The sequence below is a fragment of the Vibrio sp. TRT 21S02 genome (assembly GCF_050113675.1).
Taxonomy (GTDB): domain Bacteria; phylum Pseudomonadota; class Gammaproteobacteria; order Enterobacterales; family Vibrionaceae; genus Vibrio.
The window spans coordinates 38351-63051 of the sequence record NZ_JBNJOI010000020.1 but is presented as its reverse complement, the minus strand read 5'-3'; the positions used below and the strand labels follow the sequence as shown (position 1 = coordinate 63051).

23 protein-coding genes and 2 riboswitches are annotated in these 24701 nt (G+C 45.0%); of the genes, 17 read left to right on the top strand and 6 right to left on the bottom strand.

Annotation, left to right across the window (positions count from 1 at the left end):
* The first annotated feature begins 271 nt into the window (after positions 1-271).
* Positions 272-335, top strand: a riboswitch (Fluoride riboswitch).
* 83 nt (positions 336-418) lie between these two features.
* The 7 genes from ACQEXU_RS19195 to thiH all read left to right on the top strand — a co-directional run bounded on the left by ACQEXU_RS19195 (position 419) and on the right by thiH (position 8454).
* Complete coding sequence (locus ACQEXU_RS19195) at positions 419-1789, top strand: voltage-gated chloride channel family protein (protein WP_427011947.1); 1371 nt, start codon at positions 419-421, stop codon at positions 1787-1789.
* Positions 1790-1879: 90 nt separating this feature from the next.
* Positions 1880-1978: riboswitch (TPP riboswitch) on the top strand.
* 132 nt (positions 1979-2110) lie between these two features.
* Positions 2111-4051, top strand: coding sequence for a phosphomethylpyrimidine synthase ThiC (gene thiC / locus ACQEXU_RS19190; protein WP_427011946.1), 1941 nt, complete (start codon positions 2111-2113; stop codon positions 4049-4051).
* Entirely contained in the window at positions 4051-5466 is a 1416-nt protein-coding gene (locus tag ACQEXU_RS19185) for a thiamine phosphate synthase (protein ID WP_427011945.1), read from the top strand. The genes thiC and ACQEXU_RS19185 overlap by 1 nt, the downstream gene beginning before the upstream one ends.
* Positions 5453-6226 carry a HesA/MoeB/ThiF family protein gene (locus ACQEXU_RS19180; RefSeq protein WP_427011944.1) on the top strand — a complete coding sequence of 258 codons (774 nt, stop codon included), beginning with the start codon at positions 5453-5455 and terminating at the stop codon, positions 6224-6226. The genes ACQEXU_RS19185 and ACQEXU_RS19180 overlap by 14 nt, the downstream gene beginning before the upstream one ends.
* A gap of 38 nt (positions 6227-6264) precedes the next feature.
* The gene (gene thiS, locus ACQEXU_RS19175) at positions 6265-6519 is read left to right on the top strand and encodes a sulfur carrier protein ThiS (protein ID WP_104411082.1); all 255 of its coding nucleotides are present in this window, start codon (positions 6265-6267) and stop codon (positions 6517-6519) included.
* Positions 6520-6524: 5 nt separating this feature from the next.
* Positions 6525-7292 carry a thiazole synthase gene (locus ACQEXU_RS19170; RefSeq protein WP_005397059.1) on the top strand — a complete coding sequence of 256 codons (768 nt, stop codon included), beginning with the start codon at positions 6525-6527 and terminating at the stop codon, positions 7290-7292.
* Between the two features lie 34 nt (positions 7293-7326).
* Complete coding sequence (thiH, locus tag ACQEXU_RS19165; RefSeq protein ID WP_427011943.1) at positions 7327-8454, top strand: 2-iminoacetate synthase ThiH; 1128 nt, start codon at positions 7327-7329, stop codon at positions 8452-8454.
* 128 nt (positions 8455-8582) lie between these two features.
* Here the strand turns inward: thiH and ACQEXU_RS19160 are convergent, their stop codons facing one another.
* On the bottom strand, positions 8583-10373 hold the full coding sequence (locus ACQEXU_RS19160) for an aminopeptidase P family protein (RefSeq protein WP_427011942.1): 1791 nt from the start codon (positions 10371-10373) through the stop codon (positions 8583-8585).
* An 89-nt stretch (positions 10374-10462) separates the two neighbouring features.
* Complete coding sequence (locus tag ACQEXU_RS19155; protein ID WP_427011941.1) at positions 10463-11413, bottom strand: LysR family transcriptional regulator; 951 nt, start codon at positions 11411-11413, stop codon at positions 10463-10465.
* Positions 11414-11580: 167 nt separating this feature from the next.
* Here ACQEXU_RS19155 and ACQEXU_RS19150 point away from each other — a divergent pair, with 167 nt between their 5' ends.
* From ACQEXU_RS19150 to ACQEXU_RS19135, 4 genes are all read left to right on the top strand, one after another.
* Positions 11581-12057, top strand: coding sequence for a hypothetical protein (locus tag ACQEXU_RS19150; RefSeq protein ID WP_427011940.1), 477 nt, complete (start codon positions 11581-11583; stop codon positions 12055-12057).
* A 66-nt stretch (positions 12058-12123) separates the two neighbouring features.
* Entirely contained in the window at positions 12124-13284 is a 1161-nt protein-coding gene (locus tag ACQEXU_RS19145; RefSeq protein WP_427011939.1) for an iron-containing alcohol dehydrogenase, read from the top strand.
* 186 nt (positions 13285-13470) lie between these two features.
* On the top strand, positions 13471-14670 hold the full coding sequence (locus ACQEXU_RS19140; RefSeq protein ID WP_427011938.1) for a multidrug effflux MFS transporter: 1200 nt from the start codon (positions 13471-13473) through the stop codon (positions 14668-14670).
* Positions 14671-14748: 78 nt separating this feature from the next.
* Positions 14749-15033: a hypothetical protein gene (locus ACQEXU_RS19135; protein ID WP_367989225.1), complete on the top strand. Its 285-nt coding sequence runs from the start codon at positions 14749-14751 to the stop codon at positions 15031-15033.
* Between the two features lie 44 nt (positions 15034-15077).
* Here the strand turns inward: ACQEXU_RS19135 and asnC are convergent, their stop codons facing one another.
* Positions 15078-15542 carry a transcriptional regulator AsnC gene (gene asnC, locus ACQEXU_RS19130; RefSeq protein ID WP_367987660.1) on the bottom strand — a complete coding sequence of 155 codons (465 nt, stop codon included), beginning with the start codon at positions 15540-15542 and terminating at the stop codon, positions 15078-15080.
* A gap of 100 nt (positions 15543-15642) precedes the next feature.
* Here asnC and ACQEXU_RS19125 point away from each other — a divergent pair, with 100 nt between their 5' ends.
* From ACQEXU_RS19125 to ACQEXU_RS19115, 3 genes are all read left to right on the top strand, one after another.
* Positions 15643-18783, top strand: coding sequence for an EAL domain-containing protein (locus ACQEXU_RS19125; RefSeq protein WP_427011937.1), 3141 nt, complete (start codon positions 15643-15645; stop codon positions 18781-18783).
* Positions 18784-18846: 63 nt separating this feature from the next.
* Positions 18847-19629: a class I SAM-dependent methyltransferase gene (locus ACQEXU_RS19120; RefSeq protein ID WP_427011936.1), complete on the top strand. Its 783-nt coding sequence runs from the start codon at positions 18847-18849 to the stop codon at positions 19627-19629.
* A gap of 213 nt (positions 19630-19842) precedes the next feature.
* Positions 19843-20301, top strand: a complete 459-nt coding sequence (locus ACQEXU_RS19115) for a hypothetical protein (protein WP_427011935.1) — start codon at positions 19843-19845, stop codon at positions 20299-20301.
* 43 nt (positions 20302-20344) lie between these two features.
* Here ACQEXU_RS19115 and ACQEXU_RS19110 read toward each other — a convergent pair whose 3' ends face one another.
* Entirely contained in the window at positions 20345-21226 is an 882-nt protein-coding gene (locus ACQEXU_RS19110; protein WP_427011934.1) for a carboxylate/amino acid/amine transporter, read from the bottom strand.
* A 56-nt stretch (positions 21227-21282) separates the two neighbouring features.
* Positions 21283-21708 (bottom strand): universal stress protein, encoded by a 426-nt coding sequence (locus ACQEXU_RS19105; protein WP_367987655.1) that lies wholly within the window; start codon positions 21706-21708, stop codon positions 21283-21285.
* 156 nt (positions 21709-21864) lie between these two features.
* On the opposite strand from ACQEXU_RS19105, the gene ftnA reads away from it, so the two are divergent.
* The 3 genes from ftnA to ACQEXU_RS19090 all read left to right on the top strand — a co-directional run bounded on the left by ftnA (position 21865) and on the right by ACQEXU_RS19090 (position 24088).
* Positions 21865-22392: a non-heme ferritin gene (gene ftnA, locus ACQEXU_RS19100; RefSeq protein WP_367987654.1), complete on the top strand. Its 528-nt coding sequence runs from the start codon at positions 21865-21867 to the stop codon at positions 22390-22392.
* A gap of 73 nt (positions 22393-22465) precedes the next feature.
* Positions 22466-22789 (top strand): universal stress protein UspB, encoded by a 324-nt coding sequence (gene uspB / locus ACQEXU_RS19095; protein WP_367987653.1) that lies wholly within the window; start codon positions 22466-22468, stop codon positions 22787-22789.
* Positions 22790-22894: 105 nt separating this feature from the next.
* The gene (locus ACQEXU_RS19090; RefSeq protein ID WP_427011933.1) at positions 22895-24088 is read left to right on the top strand and encodes an NAD(P)/FAD-dependent oxidoreductase; all 1194 of its coding nucleotides are present in this window, start codon (positions 22895-22897) and stop codon (positions 24086-24088) included.
* Between the two features lie 55 nt (positions 24089-24143).
* Here ACQEXU_RS19090 and ACQEXU_RS19085 read toward each other — a convergent pair whose 3' ends face one another.
* Positions 24144-24620, bottom strand: coding sequence for a YHS domain-containing (seleno)protein (locus ACQEXU_RS19085; protein ID WP_427011932.1), 477 nt, complete (start codon positions 24618-24620; stop codon positions 24144-24146).
* Positions 24621-24701 lie beyond the last annotated feature (81 nt).

Below are 24701 nucleotides of genomic sequence, written 5' to 3'. Positions count from 1 at the left end.
GGGGTGTAGCTCCAATTGGCAGAGCAGCGGATTCCAAATCCGCGTGTTGGGAGTTCGAATCTCTCCACCCCTGCCATCTTAAGGCGCTAGTCGAAAGACTAGCGCCTTTTTCTTTTTGAATAATAAAGGCTTCAGAATAACCTTAAAAATATACAAAAGTGACAGATGTAACTTTTGCAAAAATGTATAGTTATAACGGCATTATCTTAAGGTTTTCAAAACAATTATTGAGATATTTTTCTAACAAGAGTAGCATGGCCACACTAACTTGATGTTAGTGGGTGATGGAGTTCCACCTTTAACCGCTCGGAAGAGATAATGACTCCTGCTGTAGTAGGGTAGATCTATCTATGGTGGGGCGAAATTGTCTATCATTGTGACTATCCTGATTTTTCCCCTTAAATTAAGATAGTTGAGTATGTCTCATCCATTAAGTGCTAATCCCAAAATTTTTCTCCAGATCCTACGTTGGACTGCATTAATCACTCCCGTTGCAATCATTGTTGGGGCTCTCAATGCCTTTTTTCTCTGGCTATTAAGTTATGCGACAGATGTTCGTAATGGCAATATGTGGCTGATTTACTTCTTACCTTTAGCAGGCGTGGTTATTGTTTATTGCTATCGAAACCTCGGTAAGAATTCCGAGGGTGGCAATAATCTCATTATGGATGAAATTCACGAGCCAGGTGCAGGTATTCCTACCCGTATGGGGCCATTAGTTCTGCTAACTACTGTGATTACTCATTTGTTTGGTGGTTCTGCTGGTCGAGAAGGGACTGCAGTACAAATTGGGGGAGCCGCTACGCACGCTTTAGCGCGTTTCTTTAAGTTAAATGAGGCGGATACCCGTCTTATTTTGATTGCAGGTGTTGCTGCTGGTTTTGGAGCGGTATTTGGTACCCCTTTAACTGGAGCCATCTTTGCCTTAGAAGTTATAGCGATTGGTCGCCTTCGTTATGACGCTATTGTTCCTGCACTTTTCGCTGCGATACTTGCGGATTTTGTTTGTTCATCATTGGGTGCACATCACACTCATTATCGTATCGACTTTCTTGAAAATATAACGGTGTTGCAGCATGCGGTTAAGGTAGATTTATGGCTTTGTGCAAAAATCCTACTCGCTTCAATTGCTTTTGGTTTAGCTGGTTATCTATTTGGTGAACTGACTCATGCGTTCAAAGATATCTTTAAAGCAACACTAAAGAATCCATACTTAATTGTTGTTACCGGAGGCTTAATAGTTGTTGCTATCGTTAAGATCACTGGTAATTACGATTACATTGGGCTTGGTGTTTACTCTAATCAGGAAGGGGGAGTTAGCATATTAAGTGCTTTCCAAGAAGGTGGCGCAGAGTGGTATAGCTGGCTTGCAAAGTTATTACTAACAGCTATTACGTTATCTGCTGGATTTAAAGGTGGTGAAGTAACACCTCTATTTTTTGTTGGAGCAACATTGGGGAATACTCTCGCTTGGGTTATGGGTGCTCCTGTTGATTTGTTTGCTGCGTTAGGTTTTCTTGCTGTATTTGCTGCTGCCACTAATACTCCTTTAGCTTGCACGATTATGGGTATTGAATTATTTGGAGCTGATCATATGTTGTATTTTGCAATTGCTTGTTATACCGCTTATTACTTTAGCGGCCATACAGGAATTTACTCTTCACAACGTATTGCAGTTCCCAAGTTGTTTGATTTAGGTGGCCAACCTCATCATTCAGGGAAGCTTGGGGAGCTTAGAGAAACACACTCTTCGTTATTAAAAGCAATGGTGAAGAAGTTTTCAAAGTAAAAAGAAGCCGCTATGGAGCGGCTTTTTTTATGAGACTTAATTATTCTGTTAAGTACTTGTTGTAGAGCTGCAACACCTCTATACTTTCAAACTAACTTGTCGGAGTGCCATAAGGCTGAGACCGTTAATTCGGGATCCGTTGAACCTGATCAGATTAATATCTGCGAAGGGAACAAGAGAAGGGAACACTGCTCATCTACCTGTGTTCTATCTATGATCAAAACAGTTTGGTTTAGTTAACTAAAGCTGTTTTTGATACCTCTTGTCGCATCTATCCGCCAAGCATTTTTATCCATAAATACATAAATTAGGAAAAATGCTATGTCGAATCGCAAGCAAGCGAGACTGGAAGCAAAACAGTTTATTGATACTCTTTCGGTACAACCGTACCCAAATTCGCACAAAGTTTATGTTGAGGGCTCACGTCCTGATATTCGCGTTCCAATGCGCGAGATTTCTTTGGCCGATAGCCTTATTGGTGGCACAAAAGAAGCGCCAATTTTCGAGCCAAATGAGCCTGTACGCGTTTACGATACCTCAGGTGTGTACACAGACCCAGAACACACCATAGACCTCTACAATGGCTTACCTAAGCTGAGAGAAGGGTGGATTGAAGAGCGTGCCGATACTGAACTACTCGATGAAGTAAGCTCGGTATACACCAAAGAGCGCCTAGAAGATGAAACGTTAGATGATCTTCGTTACGGCAATCTACCACGTATTCGACGTGCCAAAGATGGGCAGTGCGTGACTCAATTGCACTATGCTCGCAAAGGTGTAATCACACCAGAAATGGAATACATCGCCCTGCGTGAGAATATGGGGCGCGCTCAATACCGTGATGAAGTACTGAATCAACAGCATCCGGGTCAAAGCTTTGGTGCGAACCTACCAAAGGACATTACTGCTGAGTTTGTGCGTAAAGAAGTCGCCGAAGGTCGCGCTATTATCCCTTCTAATATCAACCACCCAGAATCCGAACCAATGATCATTGGACGTAACTTTTTGGTCAAAGTGAACGCCAACATCGGTAACTCATCGGTCACTTCTTCGATTGAAGAAGAAGTAGAGAAGTTAGTATGGGCAACGCGCTGGGGTGGAGATACCGTTATGGATCTCTCTACTGGACGTAATATTCACGAAACTCGCGAGTGGATTCTACGTAACAGTCCGGTTCCGATCGGTACTGTACCTATGTACCAAGCGCTTGAGAAAGTGAATGGTGTTGCGGAAAACCTTAACTGGGAAGTGATGCGCGATACTCTGATTGAGCAAGCAGAGCAGGGCGTTGACTACTTCACTATTCATGCCGGTTTACTACTCCGTTATGTGCCCATGACTGCAAAACGCGTTACTGGCATCGTTTCTCGTGGTGGTTCTATCATCGCGAAATGGTGTTTAGCGCATCACCAAGAAAGCTTCTTATATACCCACTTCCGAGAGATCTGTGAAATCTGCGCTAAGTATGATGTGGCACTTTCTCTGGGTGATGGTCTGCGTCCTGGCTCGGTGGCCGACGCTAACGATGAAGCGCAATTTGCTGAGCTTCGTACCCTTGGTGAGTTGACCAAGGTTGCGTGGGAATACGACGTTCAGGTCATTATCGAAGGTCCTGGTCATGTTCCAATGCACATGATCAAGGAGAATATGGAAGAGCAGTTAGAGCACTGTCATGAAGCTCCATTCTACACGCTTGGTCCACTGACGACAGACGTTGCTCCTGGTTACGACCATATTACTTCAGGCATCGGCGCTGCGATGATTGGTTGGTATGGCTGTGCGATGCTTTGTTATGTAACGCCTAAAGAACACCTCGGCTTACCAAACAAAGAAGACGTGAAGGTAGGCATGATCACTTACAAGCTTGCTGCGCACGCCGCTGATTTGGCGAAAGGGCATCCTGGCGCACAAGTTCGTGATAACGCGCTTTCTAAAGCTCGCTTCGAGTTCCGCTGGGAAGACCAGTTCAACTTGTCGCTCGACCCAGATACCGCACGCGCTTACCATGATGAAACTTTGCCTCAAGAGTCTGGCAAAGTTGCTCACTTCTGTTCGATGTGCGGACCAAAATTCTGTTCTATGAAGATTTCGCAAGAGGTGCGAGAGTACGCAAAAGACACTGAGCAAGTGGCTGCGGACCAAGCTATTTCGATTAAAATGCTTGATGACCCTTTGGAAGGAATGCGTCAGAAATCGCAAGAGTTCAGAGATACGGGCTCTGAGTTGTATCACCCCGCAGCGCACGCTGAGGTGAGCGATTAATGATAAAAATCCTAATCCCGTCTTCACTGATTGAACTAACAGGTTTAGTTCAAGATTGTTTGTTGTTGGCGAATGAGCAGGGTTTTAGCATTAAAGACATTGAGTTGGGTGTGAGCCCAACTCAATCTATTCAGCTTATTCGTGACCAACAGACCACACACATAACGTCTGATCTTATTGAAGGGTATGACTTTGAGTCAGAGTGTTTATTTGCGCTCTATTACCACTCTGCTTTTTCGGTAGAAGCGTGTGCAATGCAACCGTCGAAAGCGATTTATGTTGGTATTGCTGATACGCAGGTTTCCGACGAAAAGGAGATAGTGCTTCAGCTTGATATCTGGCGTCACCCAATTAACAACGAAGTGAGAGCGCTTTCTGTTAAGTCCAAACTTAACGCAACGTTCAATCCCGAACATCACCTTGCTTGGATAGTTACACTGACAGTTCTCGATTTTCCTATCGAAGATGCGTTAACACTTGCTCGAGGAATGTTAACTCAACAAGCGAATGTTTCACGTGAAACACGATCGAATGACAACCTTGAAGAGGGGCAGTTAACGCAGTGGGCTGACCATTTTGATTATTTCCCCACGCCAGTACTGGAAGATTACCGACTAGGTATTCAAGTTGGTTGGTCAGCACAAGGAGAGAGCGTTAGCTTTCCATCTCTAACTAAGCAAAGTTTAGGGCTTTACCCAGTCGTTGATGATGTTGCTTGGATTGAGCGATTACTGCCTTTAGGCATCAACACTATTCAACTACGAATAAAGAACCCACAACAAGCCGATTTAGAACAACAGATCATTCGAGCAATTGAGCTAGGTCGTCAGTATCAAGCACAAGTGTTCATCAATGACTATTGGCAGTTGGCAATCAAGCATAGCGCTTATGGCGTTCACCTAGGACAAGAAGACATAGAAGAATCGAATTTGGCTCAGCTAACTGAAGCTGGCATTCGTCTTGGTCTTTCTACTCATGGTTATTATGAGCTACTGCGTATCGTACAAATTCATCCTAGTTACATTGCGCTAGGGCATATTTTCCCAACCACCACAAAACAGATGCCATCGAAACCACAAGGTTTGGTGCGCTTGGAACTGTATCAAAAGCTGATTGATAGCATTCCTTATACAAATACAGAGGCTGCTTTCCGTCCTTCAAAAGACAAAGCAGGTAGTGACTTTGTGCTTGGCTTTCCGACGGTCGCGATTGGTGGCATTGACCATTCTAATGCAGACCAAGTTTGGCGCACGGGCGTCTCTAGTTTGGCAGTTGTGCGTGCTATTACGTTGGCAGAATCACCTCAATCCGTCATCGAGTTCTTCGCACAACTGATGAAGGAAAGACAGCTAACGTTTACTGATCAGAATAATGAATTGGCGCATACCAAGAGAGGCGAGCATGCTCACGGATAAGCAGTTCCTTCGCTATCAGCGCCAACTCGCTCTGCCTGAAATTGCTGAAAGTGGGCAAGAGCGTTTGAGCAAATCGCATGTGCTGATCATCGGTTGTGGTGGGTTAGGGAGCGCAGCGAGTTTGTACTTGGCATCAGCGGGTGTTGGTAAATTGGTTGTGGTCGATGACGATGAAGTTGATAGCAGTAACCTACAGCGTCAGATCATTTATCGTGAACAAGACCTCCAAGTTGCGAAAACAAAAGCGACTGTAAAGCAACTTACTGACCTTAATTCTATGGTTCAAATTCGTGCCCTCAATAAGCGATTAGACAAAGCAAAACTGCAGCTTGAGGTGATGCTAGCGGATGTGGTGCTCGACTGCACCGATAACATGCCAACGCGCCAGCTAATTAACCAAGCTTGTTTCGAGCAAAATACGCCGCTCATCTCAGCGGCGGCAATTGGTTGGCAAGGGCAATTCGCTGTCTTTGATTACCAAACACCAAGTGAACAAGAAGCGCAGAGTAAAGCCTGTTACCGCTGTTTGTATCCGTTTGACGAATTACCGCAAACGCAAAAGTGCAGTGAGAGCGGTGTCGTCGGTCCGGTGGTGGGCACACTTGGCAACTACCAAGCGATAGCGGCAATTCAAAAACTGGCGACGGGAAAGTTTCATGTTGAGACTGCCAAGTTGCACCTATTTGATGGATTGAAACTGCAATGGCAAACCATGGCGATAAGCAAAGACAAACAGTGCCAAGTGTGTGCTCAGGTTTAGCTTACGAGTAATGGGCAGAATTGAGAGAGTTGGAAGCAATGACGTTATCAGAACAACAAACAACACAAATGACCGCTGCTGACTTAGATGTGATCACTATTGTCATCAATGACCAGTCACATCAAGTCGCCAGTAAGTCGAATCTACAGCAAATCATTAGTCAATTTGCGCTGCCTGAAATGGGCTGTGTTTTTGCAATTAATAACAATGTTGTGCCGCGCAGTGAGTGGGCTAGCACAGTTCTTTCACAGGGAGATAGCATCTCTTTGTTTCAAGCGATCGCAGGGGGTTAAAGTCGATGCTTAAAATTGGTGATAAACAATTCGAATCAAGGCTGTTCACGGGAACAGGGAAGTTTGCCAACAGCCGATTAATGGCAGAAGCGATTCAAGTGTCGGGATCTCAACTTGCAACCATGGCGTTGAAGCGTGTGGATGTGAACGACCAACAAGACGATATTTTGCTGCCGTTAGTACAAGCGGGTGTGAACTTATTGCCGAACACCTCGGGTGCAAAGAATGCTAAAGATGCTGTGTTTGCCGCACAACTGGCGCGAGAAGCGTTGGGTACTAACTGGTTAAAACTGGAAATTCATCCCGACCCGAAGTACTTGATGCCAGATCCAATTGAGACACTTGCAGCCGCTGAGCAACTGGTTCGTGAAGGCTTCATTGTGCTTCCTTATTGTCATGCTGACCCGGTTCTGTGTAAACGATTGGAAGAAGTAGGCTGTGCTGCTGTCATGCCATTAGGTGCGCCGATCGGTTCTAACAAAGGGATAGTTTCTCACGATTTCCTAGAGATCATTATCGACCAAGCTAATGTTCCAGTGGTTGTCGATGCGGGTATTGGTGCTCCTTCACATGCCGCGCGTGCGATGGAAATGGGCGCGGATGCCGTGCTCGTCAATACTGCGATTGCAGCTTCGAGCGATCCCGTTGCGATGGCGAAGGCATTTAAGTTGGCGGTAGAGTCGGGGCGTATGGCTTATGAAGCCGGACTTGCTGGTAAGGTTTCTCATGCGGTTGCGTCGAGTCCACTGACGTCATTCCTAGATGAGCTTTAGTCCTAGATTGGTTTAGCTAATAAGCGAGGAAAACATGAGCTTCGTTGAACAATTTAAGCAGCTTAATTGGGATGACATCTCGATGTCGATCTACGCGAAAACGGCACAAGATGTCGAGCGAGCATTGAATAAACCCAAGCGTGATTTGGAAGACTTTAAAGCGCTAATTTCACCTGCGGCTGAAGCATACTTGGAACAAATGGCGCAGTTGTCATACTCGGCAACTCGCAAACGTTTTGGCAATACCATGTCGCTTTATATTCCATTGTACCTTTCTAACTTGTGCGCCAATGCTTGTACTTATTGTGGCTTCTCGATGGAGAACAGAATTAAGCGTCGTACCTTGAATAGGGATGAAGTGGTTGCAGAAGTTGAAGCAATCAAACGCATGAAGTTCGATAGCGTATTGCTGGTGACTGGCGAACACGAGACCAAAGTGGGCATGAAATACTTTCGCGAAATGGTGCCGATGATTAAGCAACGCTTTAACTATTTAGCGATGGAAGTACAGCCGCTAGATCAAGACGAATACGCTGAGCTCAAGACATTGGGTTTGGATGCGGTTATGGTCTATCAAGAAACGTATCATCCTTTGACTTATGCAGAGCACCATTTGCGTGGCAATAAGATGGATTTCGGACACCGATTGGATACACCCGATCGTCTTGCAAAAGCGGGCATTGATAAGATCGGTATTGGCGCTTTGATAGGATTGGAAGAGTGGCGTACCGACTGCTTTTATGTGGCAGCACACTTGGACTATCTTGAACGTACGTATTGGCAGACTCGTTATTCGATTTCTTTCCCGCGTTTACGTCCTTGTGAGGGAGCCAGTTCTTTAAACGGAAAGCAACCCAAATCGGTAATGACGGATAAGCAGCTTGTTCAGTTGATTTGCGCTTATCGTTTGTTGAATCCAGAGGTGGAGTTGTCATTATCGACTCGTGAGTCACCGAAGTTCAGAGACAATGTATTACCGTTAGGTATCACCAGTATGTCTGCTGCATCGAAAACTCAGCCGGGCGGTTATGCGATGGATGATGTTGAACTCGAGCAGTTTGAGATCAGTGATGAGCGAAGTGCTGGTTCTGTGGAAGATATGATTCGAGCCAAAGGCTTTGACCCGGTATGGAGAGATTGGCACTCAGCATATTCTGGTTAAGTAACAAATAATGCCACTGGTAATCGGCATGTTTCACGTGAAACATAGGCAAAGAAAAGAGGGTTGATGAAAAACATCAACCCTCTACTTTTTCTAGCTCCTAGCTCCTAGCTCCTAGCTCCTAGCTCCTAGCTGTGTGCTACAGGTAGCGTTGCTTGACGAAGCCATTCTTTCACATCACCTTCAACAAGTGGGCTGATCTCATCCCATACTTTCTGATGGTAATCATTCAGCCAAGCAAGTTCTGGACGAGTTAGCATATCAACGTTGATGTTGCGCTTGTCGATTGGGCAGCGTGTTAGCGACTCAAATGACAGAACAGGGAAGTCACCGTTAGTTGGTGTTTCAACAACAAGCTCTAGGTTTTCAATACGGATACCAAACGCATCTGCACGGTAGTAACCTGGCTCGTTGGACAGCACCATACCTTCTGTTAAAGGTACGTCGATTTGTTTCTTCGAAATGCTCGCCGGACCTTCATGAACACTTAAGAAGTGACCAACGCCGTGACCAGTACCGTGATCGTAATCGTAGCCTTCCGCCCACAGGTGCTGACGAGCTAGCGTATCGATTTGGTAACCACGTGTGCCTTTCGGGAAACGTGCACGAGCAACACCGATGTGACCTTTTAGTGCAAGAGTGAATTGTTTAATCATCTCTGGTGAAGGCTGACCGATCGCAATAGTACGCGTGATGTCTGTCGTGCCATCTAGGTACTGACCGCCTGAATCCACTAGGTAAAGTGTGTTCAGCTCTAGCTTGCCAGGTTCAGGTTGGTTCTCGTGGTTGTAGTGACACATCGCTGCATTGCCACCTGCTGCCGAAATAGTATCGAAGCTAAGATCCATAAGTGTTGGGTCTTCGCTACGGAACGCTTCCAGTTTGTCTGCCAGCGTCGCTTCATCATGCAGGTTACCCGCAACGACTTCTGCATCTAACCAAGATAGGAACTTACTCATCGCCACGCCATCACGGATATGACACGCTTTCATGCCTGCGATTTCAACCGCGTTCTTCGCCGCTTTTGGCATTAGGCATGGATCTGCTTTACTCACCACAGATGCGCCAGCATTTTGTAGAACCAACTTAAACCATGCGTTACTTGTCGCAGGGTCAACCAGTACACTCTTGCCAGTTAAATTTTCTAGTCGTGCTTGTAATGCTTCTGGGTGATGAACTGTTACGCCAGAACCAACGTGAGCGTCAAACTCAGCAGGTAGGCGAGTTGGATCTAGGAAGTATTCCACGCTTGAATCTGAGTGCAGAATCGCGTGAGAAAGCAGAACTGGTAGACGTGATACATCAAGACCACGAACGTTGAGCAGCCAGCAGATAGAATCAAGTGCTGTGATCACTGCGCTGTCTGCGCCGGCTTTTTTCACTAGCTCTGCGATTTCTTGGCGTTTGCTTTCACTTGATTGACCTGCAGCCTCCGTTTGCATTAGGAAAACATCAGAAACGATAGGTGCTGGGCGGTCGTGCCAAAGCTCATCAATTGGATTGCTGTTGAGAATCTTAAGTTCAAGTGCGCCAGCAAGTTTTGCTTGTGCCATGTCTAGCCAAGCAGAGTTGTGCATGCGAGGGTCGATTGCTACAGACGCACCATTCGCAAGATGATCTTTAATCCAATCCAGCGTAGGCTCTTCAATCAGATGGCGGTATTCGAATAGATCAGCAGGAACCTGCTTCGTCACCTGTACCGTGTAGCGCCCATCAACAAAGATAGCGGCTTTGTCTTTGGTGATCACCGCAGCACCAGCAGAACCGGTAAAACCAGTTAGCCAATGAAGGCGTTCGTTATGCGCAGGTACATATTCACCCAAATATTCGTCTTCATGAGGGACAAGCAGGGCATCGATATTATGCTGTGCAAGCCATTGGCGAATATCTAACAATCGTTGTTCTGTTACGGTTGGCATCTGTTCATCCTTCAATGTTATCAAGTGTCCGTTCATTTGGTGGACAATGGCAATAAGCTACTCTTTTTGTTTTGTGGCTGCAAACGATCTCACGTAGGTTTGATTTTATGATTGATGTAATCGTGAATGATCTGGCGAATCCAAACCAGAGCTGGGTCATTTTCACGTTCTTGATGCCAAAATAGGGTGTAGGCCATTGGTGGAAACTCTAGTGGCAATGGCAATACTGCCAGATTGAGCTGTTTCGATGTGAGGTTAACGAAATGGCTTGGGGCTGTAAAAATAAAATCGGTGTAGGAGCACAAACTCGCAGCGCTGTTAAAGTCAGGAACCGTAATTGCGATATCACGTTCTTTGCCAATATCAGCGAGGCGATAATCCAATAGCCAACGGTCATTTCCATCGCAACGCACCTGAACATGCCTTTGCTCAAGGTATTTATCTAGGTCCCATGGTTCAGAAAGTGCAGGGTGGTCTTTGCGTAGTAAACACATCTGAGTGTCACGGTAGATTTCCTGCTCACAGACATTATTTGGTGGCAACATGGTTAGTTTGGCGTCATTGATATCGATATCCTTCCCGGTAATACCAAAATCAATTTCACCACGTTGAATCTGCTTAAATGTTTGATCAGACCAAGCGTGAGTACTGATGGTGACACCAGGTGCTTGTTTAAATACCTCAGGTAAAAAATACGGCAAGATCAAAGGGTAAACACTTTCAACCGCTGCTATTTGAAATCGATAGTCGCTCGTTGCTGGTGAAAACTGTTCAGGGTGCGTTAATAGTTCTAGCTGCTTTATTAGTGCATCAAGTTTGGGTTTAAGAAACAAAGCTTTTGGCGTCGGCGTAATGCCATGAGCGTTGCGAATAAAAAGAGGGTCATCAAACTGAATACGAAGCTTTGAGAGTGCTTTACTGACTGCTGATTGGCTTAAGCATAGTTTCGATGCTGTTTTCGTAACACTTTTCTCTTCAATAAGCACCTTAAGGCAGACCATTAGGTTCAAATCCATTCTTGCTAGCTTTTCTATGCTCATACGAATTTCCAAAATCGAATATCAAAAATGACTATACGTCATTAGTAATTTTATAAATATCCTGCAAGGTTTAGATGTGATGACTATGAAGACGACTTACCACGGTCATTAAAGGTGAAGGTGGTAATTATTGAACCAACACATTGACTAGATTAAAAGGACTTAATGTGAGAGACAATATTGAAGTTGTGAAAGATGCAATTGAGTTAGTTAAACCATCAATAGATAGGCTTTTTCGAAGAACATTTCAACCTCAGTTGCATATTGTGGTAATGGATCCAAGAGTCAAGCCTTGGGAGGCTGATTTTGAAGATGCAATACTGTATCAGGAGTCTATAGGTACTCCTTCTGAATGGAAGGCGCCTTTTGACCAATTTGCGCGAAAGAAGGCCAAATTAGCTTGGCGTAATTCGGTATCTGATATCTCTTTTCAGCAAATGCATCCGTCGGCGTTAGATGACAGTGATATGTTGTTTTATGGCTCGTTTGTACATGGGAATACTGTTGTCGCGGCAAGTGGTGTTGAACCATGGTACGACATGCTGGTCAGTGGTTGGGTTGCTCTTGCATTTGAGCAGCTATGTATCAATGACTATCAACGATTAAAATCTCAATCACCTCTGCAAGATCTAAGAAAGCCGTAAAGCGGCCTCACGGCAGTTAAGAATAAATACATAGTCGCAGTAGATTTCACTATTTGAGGAACAGCAATGGAAAACTTTGATTTCTATAACCCAACACGGATTATATTTGGAGAGGGTCGATTAGACGAACTCAATACGTTAGTACCGCAAGATGCAAAGGTAATGATCACCTATGGTGGTCAAAGTGCCGTTAAATTTGGAACCATCGACAAAGTAAAAGCGGCCCTTGGAAAAAGAAGCATCATTGAGTTTGGTGGTATCGGTGCAAATCCGGCGTATGAAACGCTAGAGCAGGGAGTGCAACTCGCTAAGCAAGAAAGTGTGGACTTTTTACTCGCTGTTGGCGGCGGCTCTGTTATGGACGGAACCAAGTTTATTGCGCTGGCTATGAACCATGAAGGCGATGACTATCAAGCGTTGTTGTTTAACGGGTTTACACCCGCTCCGGTCAAGCAAGCGACTAAGGTTGGCTGTGTCGTTACACTACCCGCGACAGGTTCAGAGGCTAATCCTGCTGGGGTTATAACCTACCAAGCGCAGAAATATGTCTTTATGTCACCACTGGTTTTTCCGGAATTTTCCTTTTTGGATCCCACATTGACGTTGACGCTAAGTACACAACAAGTGGCTGATGGTGTTGCTGATGCTTTCGTTCACGTGATAGAGCAATACCTGACGTATCCATGCGGTGCTGCCGTTCAGGACAGAATGGCGGAAGGATTACTACTCAACTTGATTGATATTGGTGCCATCACTGTCCACGATAACGCAAACATCGAAGCAAGAAAGAATTTCGTTTGGGCCGCAACCAATGCACTAAATGGTCTAATCGGTGTTGGTGTGCCTCAAGACTGGTCGACACATATGATTGGCCATGAATTGACATGTTTACATGGCATCGCGCATGGTAGGACTTTGGCGATAGTACTTCCTCACTTACTTCGAGTGAGAAAGGAACACAAGCGTGAGAAACTCATTCAATATGCGGAACGCGTCTGGGGCTTATATGAAGGAAGCGGAGATGCGCGCATTGACTTGGCGATAGATAAGACCGAGGACTTTTTCAATTCGCTAGGGATACAAACTCAATTGTCTCATTACGACATTGATGCGAGTGTTATTGAAAAAGTCACCTCAAACCTTGAGAAAATCGGTGCGACACAACTGTCTGAAACTGGAACCTTAACGTTGGAAGACGTTAAAAAAATCTTAACCTCAGCACTCTAGCGTGATCGGCAATTAAGTTCTTTGCTATTTAAACCTTCAAACTATTCAAGAAGGTTTAAATAGCCCTCTATCCAAACCTACATTTATCATTTCTTAATTTGGAATATCATGAAATGAAATGATGTCATTAGGTATCATCCAACACTGACGTTAAGATAGCGGCAAGTTATGTAATTCGGTGTTGTTATGGAAGTTAAGTCTACCACTTCAGTCAGTTTTTTCTCTTTTTCTCTTATTACGATGTTGGTGTTATTCAGCCCGCTGGCGATCGATATTTATTTGCCTGCACTACCGCTGATCTCGGGAGAGTTTCACGTGGAACATGCACTTGCTCAGGACACCATCACATGGTTTTTATTTGCAATGGGTATCGGTCAGTTGTTTGCTGGTCCCCTTGCAGATAAATACGGACGTCGAACTGTTGCATTGACAGGTATTGGTATCTACGGTTTGAGTGCTTTATTGGCGTGGAGTGCTCAAAACATTGAGTGGATGTTAATGGCTCGCTTGCTACAAGGCTTAGGTGCATGCGCAACATCTGTAGCGGCCTTTGCAACAGTTCGCGATATTTACGGACCAGAAAAAAGCGGCAAAATGATCAGCTACCTAAATGGTGCCATTTGTTTTATTCCTGCGCTGGCTCCGATTTTAGGTAGTTGGTTAACTCAGCAATTTGGCTGGCGATCGAATTTCAGCTTTATGGCTGGGTTTGCCATTCTTGTTGGTACGTTGATGCTGATAGGGTTTAAAGATACCAATCCTGAAAAAGCAAAAACACCCGTATTTAAACTTGAGCGCTACCTTGATGTTCTGAAAACACCAACGTTTATCTTTCATGCCACGCTTTGTATGTTAGGCATGGCAGTTATATTGGCGTACGTTACGTCTGCCCCCGTTGTACTAATGGAAAATCTAGGCTTAACGATGAACCAATTTACGTTTTGGTTTGGTATTAATGCTGCGATAAATATTGTGGCATGCATGAGTGCACCAAAATTCATGGATCGCTTTGGTACTCATTTAACGTTGCGTGTTGGGCTTTGCATGTTGCTAATGGCGGGGACAACTATGCTCTCACTGGCACAGGTTCAAGCGGCTTGGGCGTTTATGGCACCGATCTTTATTTCTTCAATTGGTTTTGCTTGGATAATGGGAGCGGCAGCAGGGAAAGCATTAGCACCATTTGGTGACAAAGCAGGGACTGCAGCAGCTTTGTTGGGATTATTTCAAATGAGTGGTGCAGGCCTTGTTGTGGGGACAATGCAACGTTTTGGCCTTGAGCCTCAACTTATGATCTCATTACAGATGTTTATGGTTGCTCCCGGCTTGATAATTCTTGCCACAAAGGCAGGGCGAGCGTGGCATGAAGTGAAGATGTCTTACTGATTACGGTGTTTGCCAAATAGTAAAATCGGTGTATATTTGAGCCTTCTAAATGACTTCGTGGTGGAACAAAAAACAACAATGTCGATGACAACTTACGAAATGGCTCGCGTGTTGGAGCAACTTGAAGACTCTCCGGAAAAAATTATGTTCGGTAAGTTGCTTAACGAGCTAGGTAACCAAAGTGGTGAACGTATTCGTAGTGCAGCAAAACAGGTTCCGCTACCCATGTTGAGAGACATCGTTTATCAATTTCAGCAGGTCATTGAAGCACGTAAAGATGAACAAGTAGAAATCTTGGCAAAAGAGATTGCTGATCAGGGTATTTCAGTTGATGACTTGAAAGCTTACCTGCAATCACGTTAAGCGAAGATCCAAGAATTAAAAAACTCACCTTAAGGTGAGTTTTTTTATGGGTTCACATTGCGATTAATTGGGTTTTGTAAAGAGATCAACGTTTCGGTTGATTGCACTTCATCAATCGCCTGTAACTTATCGATCAATACGTACTGAAGCTCTTCTATCGACTTGCACATGAGTTTTACAAAAATATTGTAAGCGCCAGTAGTGTAGTAAGCTTCAACCACCTCTTCTAAGGCATTCAGCTTCTCAAGTGCTGAATGATAGTCACGTGCTGCATTCAAATTGATACCAATAAAGCAGCAAACGTCATACCCCAGTTTTTTTGTATCGACGATCACTTCAGTTCCTTGAATGATGTCGGCAGCTTTCATCTTTTCAATCCGAACGTGAATAGTCGCTGGGCTAACATCAAACATTTTCGCCATTTCCGCATAGGGTGTACGGGCATCTTCCATCAGCGTTTTTAGGATAGCACGGTCTAAATCGTCTAATTTTGCGCTGGTCGCTTGCATAAAATAATCACCCTAAGTGTGTAATGTTGGCGGACAAAGTATAATAAATCAGCACTAATGATAATATAAACGGATATATCACTTGAACCCGAGAGTTGTTTTGAAGCGTATTATTCTTTCTTTGCTTAGCTTGATATGGAGTTGCATCGCCTTTGCGCAAGATGACGATGTTCTTGTGGTTCACTCCTATCATCAAGGCTTTTATTGGACAGATTCGTTTCAAGCAGGCCTTGATTCGGTTCTTAGCAAAGAACAGGTTTCAACTCGGGTATTCTACCTCGATACTAAACGACTACAAACTGAGGAGTATTTTGATGATCTCTATCAGTTGTTTTATACCAAACTGCGTTCAGAAAAATTTAAAGCCATTGTCGTGAGTGACAACAATGCATTGGCATTGATGAAACGCTTAGCTCCCCAGTTAGGTGATATCCCGGTATTATTTGGTGGGATTAACAACTACAGTCCCGTTTTGCATCAAGGGCTTAATGCAACCGGTGTGATTGAAGATACCGATATACTCAGTACGCTCTCGTTAATCCAACGGGTACAGCCGCAACTCAAACGATTATGGATTGTTAGTGATTATTCCAAAACCGGAGAGGCCGTGCGTGAGCACGTGAGCCGTTTTATTAAACTCAATCCAAGTTATCGTAAACTGATTCACTTCTTAACCCCCAATAACCCCGAAGAACTTATAGCAAAGGTTTCAAGCATGGATAAGAACCAAGCTGTGCTTTACTGGGTCTATTTTCGTGACGATCAAGGTTCGTTAGTGTCTGATGATGACTGGCAAGCCATCAATCAGCAGTCTAAAGCCCCGATTTATTTAGTACATGACATCGGTATGGGAGCTGGTGCCGTTGGGGGCATGATGCAAAGTGGCCTTATGCAAGGGCAACAAGTGGCAAATAAGTTGATGGGCGTATTGGATCATCCTGAACAACCGATGCCGAAAGTGGAAGTGGGGATCCCTGAAATCAAATTTGACTATGCGGCAGTGCGTAAATGGAATTTAGGCATTGAAGGCGAAGCGGTGTCCAGTTTCCTGAACAAGCCATCGTCTTTTACTGCGAAATATCAGCAAGAATTACGAGTGGCTGGGGCGCTTGTATTACTAATGCTGATTGTCATCATGGCTTTGGTGTACTACCTGAGTCGCCTCAAGAAAAGTGAGTTAGTAGCTAAGCAGAGCCAGTTATTGCTTGAGATGGTGTTTGATCAAAGCTATCACTTTATCGGAATTTTGGATGCCCACGGTCGGGTGATTTCGAGTAACAGCAAACTACAGTGGTTGTTCTATCATCAAGATTTTCGACAAGATAAACCCATTTGGCAGCATCGCCACTGGGAAGAGAATGCGGCACAGGCCGTACAGCGTTTCTTTGATTCGCCTGAATGTACGCAAACGACGCAATTTGAGGCGGAGATCTGGCACGCTGATGAAGGGGCGATGGTACTGGAAGTCACACTTAAACTTTTGCCAGAGCTTGCCGACAATCAAGCGCAGTACCTATTTGAAGCCCGTGATATCACCAGCCGAAAAGTCACGGAAGAGAAGTTGTATCAACGTGAGGCGAACTTAAGCCATTACTATGATAAGCAACCAGTAATGATGGTGACGCTAGATGGACAAAACCGGATCCAGCAGGTGAACCATTTTGCTGAACAACTGCTTGGCTATGTTCCCAGTGACATTCTAGGGCACAAGTTAAATGAATTTTATGCCCATCAAGACACCTTATTACCTAGGCAGGTATTGCTACAGCCAAAGCAGGCACTGAAAGGGGTATGGCGTCGTGAAACTGAATATCAACATGCCAATGGGGAGACGTTATGGATACGGGAAAATATCCGACCGCTTGCCGAAACCGGCCATTTATTGATAGTTGGTGAAGACATCACTGAAATGAAGTTGCTTGCTCAGCAGCTTACTTATCAAGCAGGCCATGACTTATTGACGGATACTTATAACCGCAACTATTTCGAGATCGAGCTACATAAGGCACTGAAAGAGGTGGAAGGTTATACCCGTACACATGCCATGTTATTTCTCGATCTTGACCAACTGAAAGTCCTTAATGATACCGCAGGCCATGAAGCGGGAGATACCGCCATCCAATTTTGTGCCAGCATGCTGGAAGATGTATTGCCGTACAATGCGATATTGGCGCGCATGGGCGGTGATGAGTTTGCCATTTTATTGAGAGACTGCACCGAACGGGATGCAAAGGAAGTGGCGCGTATGATTATTACCACGCTGAGCGAACAGCCTTTTGTATGGGATGAAATCCGCCTCAACCTAACGTGTTCTATCGGTATTCGTTTGATTGACCATACTGCAATTTCACCCCAGATGGTGCATGCGCAAGCAGATACCGCCTGTCATGCAGCGAAGGAAGAAGGGCGCAACCGTTTTAATCTCTATTGCCAAGATGACGAAGACTTACGTCAGCGTCAGCTAGAGATGGAAAGTGTCAACTTAGTACACCACGCCTTGGCAAACGATCGCTTGGAGCTATTTGCTCAGCGCATCATCAACCTCAACCAAGATCGCTCTAAAAATCATTTTGAAATTTTGGTCAGGCTTAAAAAAGCCGATGGTGAATACATTTCTCCAGCGATCTTTATGCCAGCTTCTGAGCGCTACAACATTGCTCACCTTATCGATACACAAGTCGTGACTAAGACGTTGCAGTGGCTTGAATCCCACCCTCAGGCAGTTGAACAACTTGAAATGTGCTCAATTAACCTTTCAGGGCACTCAATGGGTAATCAGGAGTTTATTGCGTTTCTGCTAGAGACTCTCGATAGTAGTTCGGTACCGTGCCACAAGATTTGCCTAGAAATCACCGAGACAGCTGCGATGAGCAACATCAAGCAAGCCATCACACTGTTTAGCCAATTAAAAGCACTTGGGTGTGTGATCGCGTTGGATGATTTTGGCTCAGGCTTGTCGTCATTTGGTTACCTGAAACAACTTCCCGTGGATATCGTGAAAATCGATGGTTTGTTTGTGCGTGATATGGACGTGAACGAAATGGACCGTGTGATGGTGAGATCAATCAATGATTTGGCCAAACAGCTTGGCAAAAAAACGGTGGCGGAATTTGTCGAAAACACCAAAATCATTGATTTGCTACTTGAGCTTGGTGTGGATTATGCGCAGGGGTATATCATAGGTAAACCAAAGCCGTTGGGTGATCTGGTGCGAAACCTACATGAAGAGCAGAAGGTTTAGTCACAATCGGTAAATTCCGTTACACTCCTCGGCAGTCATCGTCCTGCATTTCTGGAGCTTTTTGTGCAGCTACAATTGATTTGTGAAGATCCACAACAGCAAACGCATCTGGATGCGTTATCTCAGCGTTGGAACCTAACCCACGATAGCAACAGCGTTTTTGCTTTGGTATTGACCACAGAGCGCCTTGAGCTGCGTAAACTTGATGAACCCAAGCTGGGGGCGATTTATGTCGATCTGGCTGGTGGTGCGGTTGCGCATCGACGTAAGTTTGGTGGGGGTAAGGGCCAAGCCATTGCTAAGGCGGCAGGAATGAATAAAGGCGCCACGCCAACCATCCTAGATGGTACCGCGGGGCTCGGTCGTGATGCTTTTGTATTGGCGTCTTTAGGCTGTAAGGTACAAATGGTTGAACGTCATCCCGTGGTCGCTGCGTTATTGGACGATGGTTTAACCCGAGCCAAGCAAGACAGTGAGATTGGTCAATGGGTTTCTGAACGCATGAGTTTGCTGCATGCTTCCAGTCATGATGCTCTGCACACCTTGGTTTCTGATCCTAACTTTATAAAGCCTGATGTGGTCTACCTTGATCCGATGTATCCGCATCCGGAAAACAAGAAAAAATCGGCGCTGGTCAAAAAAGAGATGCGTGTCTTTCAATCGTTAGTCGGTGCAGACACCGATGCGGATGCGCTGTTAGAACCCGCCTTAGCCCTTGCTGTTAAAAGGGTGGTGGTAAAAAGACCTGATTATGCTGACTGGCTCGCGCAACAAAAGCCCACCATGGCGATTGAAACGAAAAAGAACCGCTTTGATGTTTACGTCAATGCGGGCATGACATCGTGATCACAAAATTACATTCCTCCTAATTCTTGTCTGCTGACTTGAGCAGGCAAGAATTGTCATCGAATTCATTAACTTCAAATTGTTAGTGGTTTCGATTACCGAGCACTGACCGATATCAATGAGCTTTACCCAAAATTAGCGCTTGCTTATCTAGAATGATGAAGGTATATCTTACTAATAATTATTCGTATTCTTAGCTATTGGAGTGGTTGCATGGCGAGACGTTTGTGTAAGTTAGATCGGCGTGATATTGCAGCAAGCTTAGGTGACATCTACAGTCTAGTGACAGAGCCTAAATACCTGTGCCGCTCTTGTGCACGTTCTTCTGCTGATAAAGAGGCATTGTGTAAGCCAGCTGCGATCCCACCCAAAGAATGCCAAGCCAAGCCATTGGAAGAGCAACAATCATGTGGCTTACTCGCTGAAGCGCTGAGTAATACTACCCAAGTGATTGAGCCGTTGTCTGACAAAGCGGCAAAGAAAGCGTTTAAACAAGCGAAAAAACGGGCAAAGCAGCAGAATAAATATCACAAGAAACTGGAAAAGGTGTTGAAGAAGCAGCAAAAGTTGCTGAAAAAACATCAGAAGCTCGAAATGCAGTTTGGCAAGGTAAATGCCGAGTTGAGTCAGTATGATGAAGCCGCTGGAGCCAGTCAAAACCATATGCACTAAGATGAAAAAGCCCGCGGTGATGCGGGCTTTTTCATTCGTGAATTTAGCGGCTCTGCGCGTATTGTTGTTCAACCTTACGTTTCACCCAGGTTTCATTAATCCATAATGAAACCATGATAATGGTACCGCCAATCACCAAGCGGGTAAGGTCGACATCGCGATTCCAGATCAGGATGTTGACGATAAGCCCTGCAGGCACCAATGCGTTATTCATGACAGCAAGTGCACCTGCATTCACCAAGGTCGCCCCTTTGTTCCAAGCAAAATAACCCACACCAGAAGCAATGAAACCAAGGTAGATTAAAATCCACCATTGAGTTGAAGTTGTGGGTAGCTTCTCCATGTTCCCCATTAAAGCGAAAGCGACGGTCGCCACACACAATGCACCAAGGTAAAAGTAACCAAAAACCGTGTGTTGAGGCAGTTCAAGTTGCTCTTTTTCCATGATGTACTTGTAACCGACCTGACCGATAGCAAAGCATAAGTTTGCCCCTTGAACCACAAAGAAACCGAGGACAAAGTTTTCGTTAATTTGCGCAAACTTAATGAACCAAGCCCCTAAAACTGCGATGGCGGCAGTGAGGAGGTACCAGAGTGAAAAACGACCTTTCAATAAATCATAAATCAAAGTGACGTAAATAGGAGTAAACACGGTAAACAGCAAGACTTCGGGTACCGATAGCAATAAGAAAGACTGGTAGTAGAAGCAGTACATGAGCCCGAGTTGAAATCCACCGACCAACATCAGTTTGCCGATCAGCGCTTTGCGGATACCACGGAATTTTAAGAAAGGGAGGAACAATATGCTGGCGAGCGCCACACGCATAAATACCGAAAACCAAGAATCGACCTGACCAGCAAGGTAAACGCCGATCAGGCTAAATGAGAAAGCCCAAAGTAGGGTGACTGCAGATAGATAGCCCATAACTAATAGTCATTATCAATAAGAGACCTGCAGTCTAACGGCTTTTGTTCTTTTCGTCAGTCTTTGAGTGGTACAACCAACAAATCGACTGGAGAGCAATTGATCAATTGACGTGTGGACGAGAGTAACTTACTCCAGAAGTCTTGATGGTGGCCACAAACAACCAAATCAATATTGAATTCTTGGATGCTATCGCACAGCTCGTTGCCCAAATCGCCAGCACCAACCAAGGTATGTTTGATCGGGTAATTGGCGTGGTCTGCAAAGTTTTGCAATTGTTTTTGCGAGGCTTCAATAGCTTGATGTTGTGTCTCGGCCAAGTTGATATCAATCAACCCCGTATAGAGCTCTGCGTAGTTCACATCGATATGAATGAAGGAAACATCAGCGCTCACTGCTTTCGCCAACGTTACGGCTTTGTCGACGAGGTATTTACTGTCTTCAGAGAGGTCTACCGCGACCAAAATATGTTGATAACTCATTGTGCTATCTCCGTTTAACTTGCTTAGTTAAAGATTAGCACCAGCCTGAACAATTTTTTGTCGCAGCGATCTCATATCCACATTCAGAGCGCAAAGTGTTATGGTTGTCTTCGTGATATATTGAAAACAAATACATGGACTTATCAGGAGTGGTACATGCTGTCTCAAGCTATGGTTGAACAATTGAATGAGCAAATTAATCTCGAATTTTTCTCATCCAATCTATACTTACAAATGAGTGCTTGGTGTGAAGACAAAGGCTTTGAAGGAGCCGCACAGTTTTTACGTGCTCATGCAGTGGAAGAAATGGAACACATGCAGCGACTATTCACTTATGTCAGTGAAACCGGTGCAATGCCAATTCTGGGTGCAATTGATGCGCCGAAGCATGAATTCGAAAGTCTGGGCGAAGTTTTCAGAGAGACGTATGAACATGAGCAGATGATCACGGACAAGATCAACAAACTTGCTCACGTTGCATTCACATCTCAAGACTACTCAACGTTCAACTTCTTGCAGTGGTACGTTGCTGAGCAGCACGAAGAAGAGAAGTTGTTTAAAGGGATTTTAGACAAGCTAGACTTGGTTGGTGAAGATGGCAAAGCGCTATTCTTTATTGATAAAGACCTAGCTGCACTGGCAAAAGAAGGTTCATCTTCTATCATGGATGCCCCCGCTGAATAATCCATTCAGCGAAAGACATCTCTTATAGATCGTCTTTTTCTCTGGGCATTTGAGAAGATGTAGGGAGGAAAAGATGATCAATGCAGACATCATTCTATTTGCGCTAATGTTTGTGACGGCCGTTAACATGGCAAGGTATCTCACAGCACTTCGTTCTCTTATCTATATAATGCGTGAAGCACATCCTTTGCTTTATCAGCAAGTGGATGGACGCGGTTTCTTCACCACGCATGGTAACGTCACCAAACAAGTTCGGCTTTACCACTACCTAAAAAGCAAAGAATACCATCATCACCATGATCCGGTGTTTACTGGGAAGTGCGATAGGGTCCGTGAACTCTTTATTCTGAGTACGGCGTTGATTGCTGTCACGCTGTTTGCCGCCATTCTTCTCTAGCTGGTGAATTGGCAAGCAATAAAAAGATCGTTAAAATAGCGCCTCGTTTTGCAAGGATGTGCCATCGCACATCCTTTTTTATTGCCAGAGTAAAAAGTGAAAATCATGAGTGAGAAGTTTGATGTCATCATTATCGGTGCAGGTGCAGCAGGATTGATGTGTGCCGCTGAAGCTGGTAAGCGTGGTCGCCGTGTATTGGTGCTGGATCATGCCAAAAAGCCGGGGCGCAAAATTCTTATCTCAGGTGGCGGGCGATGTAACTTCACCAATTACGATGTCTCGGCCAACAATTATTTATGCCGTAACCCTCACTTTGTGAAATCCGCTTTGTCTCAGTACACCAACTGGGATTTTATCTCGATGGTAAGTAAGCACGGAATCGAGTTTGAAGAGCGCGATCATGGTCAGCTCTTTTGTGTCGCGGACCACACGGCGAAAGACATCGTTAAAATGCTACTGGCAGAGTGCGCGATGCCAAATGTGGCGCTGCGTTATCAGCAAGATGTAGAACAAATCAGCCAAACAGAAACCGGTTTTGTACTGCAGGTTAACGCGAAACAGATCTCTTGTGATGCTTTGGTTGTGGCGACGGGCGGTTTATCGATGCCTAAGCTAGGCGCTACACCATTTGGCTATAAAGTCGCTGAGCAGTTTGGTATTCCTGTGGTGCCAACGACGGCTGGATTGGTGCCTTTTACGCTGCATAAAGAAGATAAAGAAGCCTTTTCCGAGCTTTCTGGTATCGCGATTCCAGCCGAAATTACCGCGCAAGATGGCACGTTATTCAAAGAAGCGTTGCTGTTTACTCACCGAGGTTTATCCGGTCCTTCTGTTTTACAAATTTCTTCGTTCTGGAAAGCGGGTCAGAAGGTGACGATTAACTTGGTACCGAATGATGATATTGCCGAGCTATTAGAGCGTAACCGCGAAAAACATCCTAATCAGTCACTTAAAAACACCTTAGCTAAGGTGCTACCAAAGCGTTTGGTTGAAGTGCTGATTGAGCGTAAAGAGCTCGTCGATAAGCCATTAAAACAGTTCAATGCCAAAGAATTAGCCGCAATTGTTGAGCGACTAGAGCAGTGGGCCATTGCCCCAAATGGTACAGAAGGCTATCGCACCGCAGAAGTAACACTTGGTGGTGTGGATACCGATCACTTATCGTCCAAAACCATGGAATGCAAAAACATCAAAGGCTTGTACTTTATTGGTGAGGTGATGGATGTCACTGGCTGGCTTGGAGGATATAATTTCCAGTGGTGCTGGAGTTCGGGCTTTGTTGCCGGCCAGTGGGTTTAGGCAGTAAAAAGTCGCATCCCCTTAAGAAGGGAGAACAAGAGGATGCGAAACATCATTACAGTTTATCGGCTGCAACCGTCTTGATTTGTGGCCAATTACCGTCAGCATCTTGAATAAAGCCGTTGGTGTTTTCTAACCAGCGCTGCTGCACCGATTTATCCAAATTCAGATAGAGTTTACCGTCTTCAACCTTCCATGCTTCTGGATCGGTTGCAAACTTCTTACCCATGGCAACACCGAATGCACAGTAACCCCCGTATTGAGGCGCAAATGCTTCAGGATTAGCACGAAAATCATCACGGTTTTTGCTGCTGGTGAAGTGGTAGATGGCATTCTTATAGGTGGCCGAAAACTCAGGATTACCTTTGACGGCACCTTGCTCAGTGAAGTACGCCACTGGATCATAGCCTTTAATCGCTAAGTCATTTTGGTCAACACTCATATCAATATCGGCGGCCATTGCCGAAAACGAGGCACCCAATACAGCTGCCATCAGAGTGAGTTTTTTTGTTGTCGATTTTACGCTTGTCATGGGAACTCCTTGTTGGTGTTTATCGCGTTGTGTGAAGTACTTTAGGCCGTTGCTCCGGTCTGTAGAGAGACAAAAAAACAC

What these genes read in the sequence shown, in the direction of transcription:
- uspB (WP_367987653.1), top strand. Translation starts at nt 22,466, where the DNA reads ATGATCAATGCAGACATCATTCTATTTGCGCTAATGTTTGTGACGGCC.
- ACQEXU_RS19145 (WP_427011939.1), top strand. Translation starts at nt 12,124, where the DNA reads ATGGAAAACTTTGATTTCTATAACCCAACACGGATTATATTTGGAGAG.
- ACQEXU_RS19085 (WP_427011932.1), bottom strand. Translation starts at nt 24,620, where the DNA reads ATGACAAGCGTAAAATCGACAACAAAAAAACTCACTCTGATGGCAGCT.
- thiH (WP_427011943.1), top strand. Translation starts at nt 7,327, where the DNA reads ATGAGCTTCGTTGAACAATTTAAGCAGCTTAATTGGGATGACATCTCG.
- ACQEXU_RS19105 (WP_367987655.1), bottom strand. Translation starts at nt 21,708, where the DNA reads ATGAGTTATCAACATATTTTGGTCGCGGTAGACCTCTCTGAAGACAGT.
- ftnA (WP_367987654.1), top strand. Translation starts at nt 21,865, where the DNA reads ATGCTGTCTCAAGCTATGGTTGAACAATTGAATGAGCAAATTAATCTC.
- ACQEXU_RS19140 (WP_427011938.1), top strand. Translation starts at nt 13,471, where the DNA reads ATGGAAGTTAAGTCTACCACTTCAGTCAGTTTTTTCTCTTTTTCTCTT.
- ACQEXU_RS19170 (WP_005397059.1), top strand. Translation starts at nt 6,525, where the DNA reads ATGCTTAAAATTGGTGATAAACAATTCGAATCAAGGCTGTTCACGGGA.
- ACQEXU_RS19160 (WP_427011942.1), bottom strand. Translation starts at nt 10,373, where the DNA reads ATGCCAACCGTAACAGAACAACGATTGTTAGATATTCGCCAATGGCTT.
- asnC (WP_367987660.1), bottom strand. Translation starts at nt 15,542, where the DNA reads ATGCAAGCGACCAGCGCAAAATTAGACGATTTAGACCGTGCTATCCTA.
- thiC (WP_427011946.1), top strand. Translation starts at nt 2,111, where the DNA reads ATGTCGAATCGCAAGCAAGCGAGACTGGAAGCAAAACAGTTTATTGAT.
- ACQEXU_RS19115 (WP_427011935.1), top strand. Translation starts at nt 19,843, where the DNA reads ATGGCGAGACGTTTGTGTAAGTTAGATCGGCGTGATATTGCAGCAAGC.
- ACQEXU_RS19180 (WP_427011944.1), top strand. Translation starts at nt 5,453, where the DNA reads ATGCTCACGGATAAGCAGTTCCTTCGCTATCAGCGCCAACTCGCTCTG.
- thiS (WP_104411082.1), top strand. Translation starts at nt 6,265, where the DNA reads ATGACGTTATCAGAACAACAAACAACACAAATGACCGCTGCTGACTTA.
- ACQEXU_RS19090 (WP_427011933.1), top strand. Translation starts at nt 22,895, where the DNA reads ATGAGTGAGAAGTTTGATGTCATCATTATCGGTGCAGGTGCAGCAGGA.
- ACQEXU_RS19195 (WP_427011947.1), top strand. Translation starts at nt 419, where the DNA reads ATGTCTCATCCATTAAGTGCTAATCCCAAAATTTTTCTCCAGATCCTA.
- ACQEXU_RS19185 (WP_427011945.1), top strand. Translation starts at nt 4,051, where the DNA reads ATGATAAAAATCCTAATCCCGTCTTCACTGATTGAACTAACAGGTTTA.
- ACQEXU_RS19110 (WP_427011934.1), bottom strand. Translation starts at nt 21,226, where the DNA reads ATGGGCTATCTATCTGCAGTCACCCTACTTTGGGCTTTCTCATTTAGC.
- ACQEXU_RS19135 (WP_367989225.1), top strand. Translation starts at nt 14,749, where the DNA reads ATGTCGATGACAACTTACGAAATGGCTCGCGTGTTGGAGCAACTTGAA.
- ACQEXU_RS19155 (WP_427011941.1), bottom strand. Translation starts at nt 11,413, where the DNA reads ATGAGCATAGAAAAGCTAGCAAGAATGGATTTGAACCTAATGGTCTGC.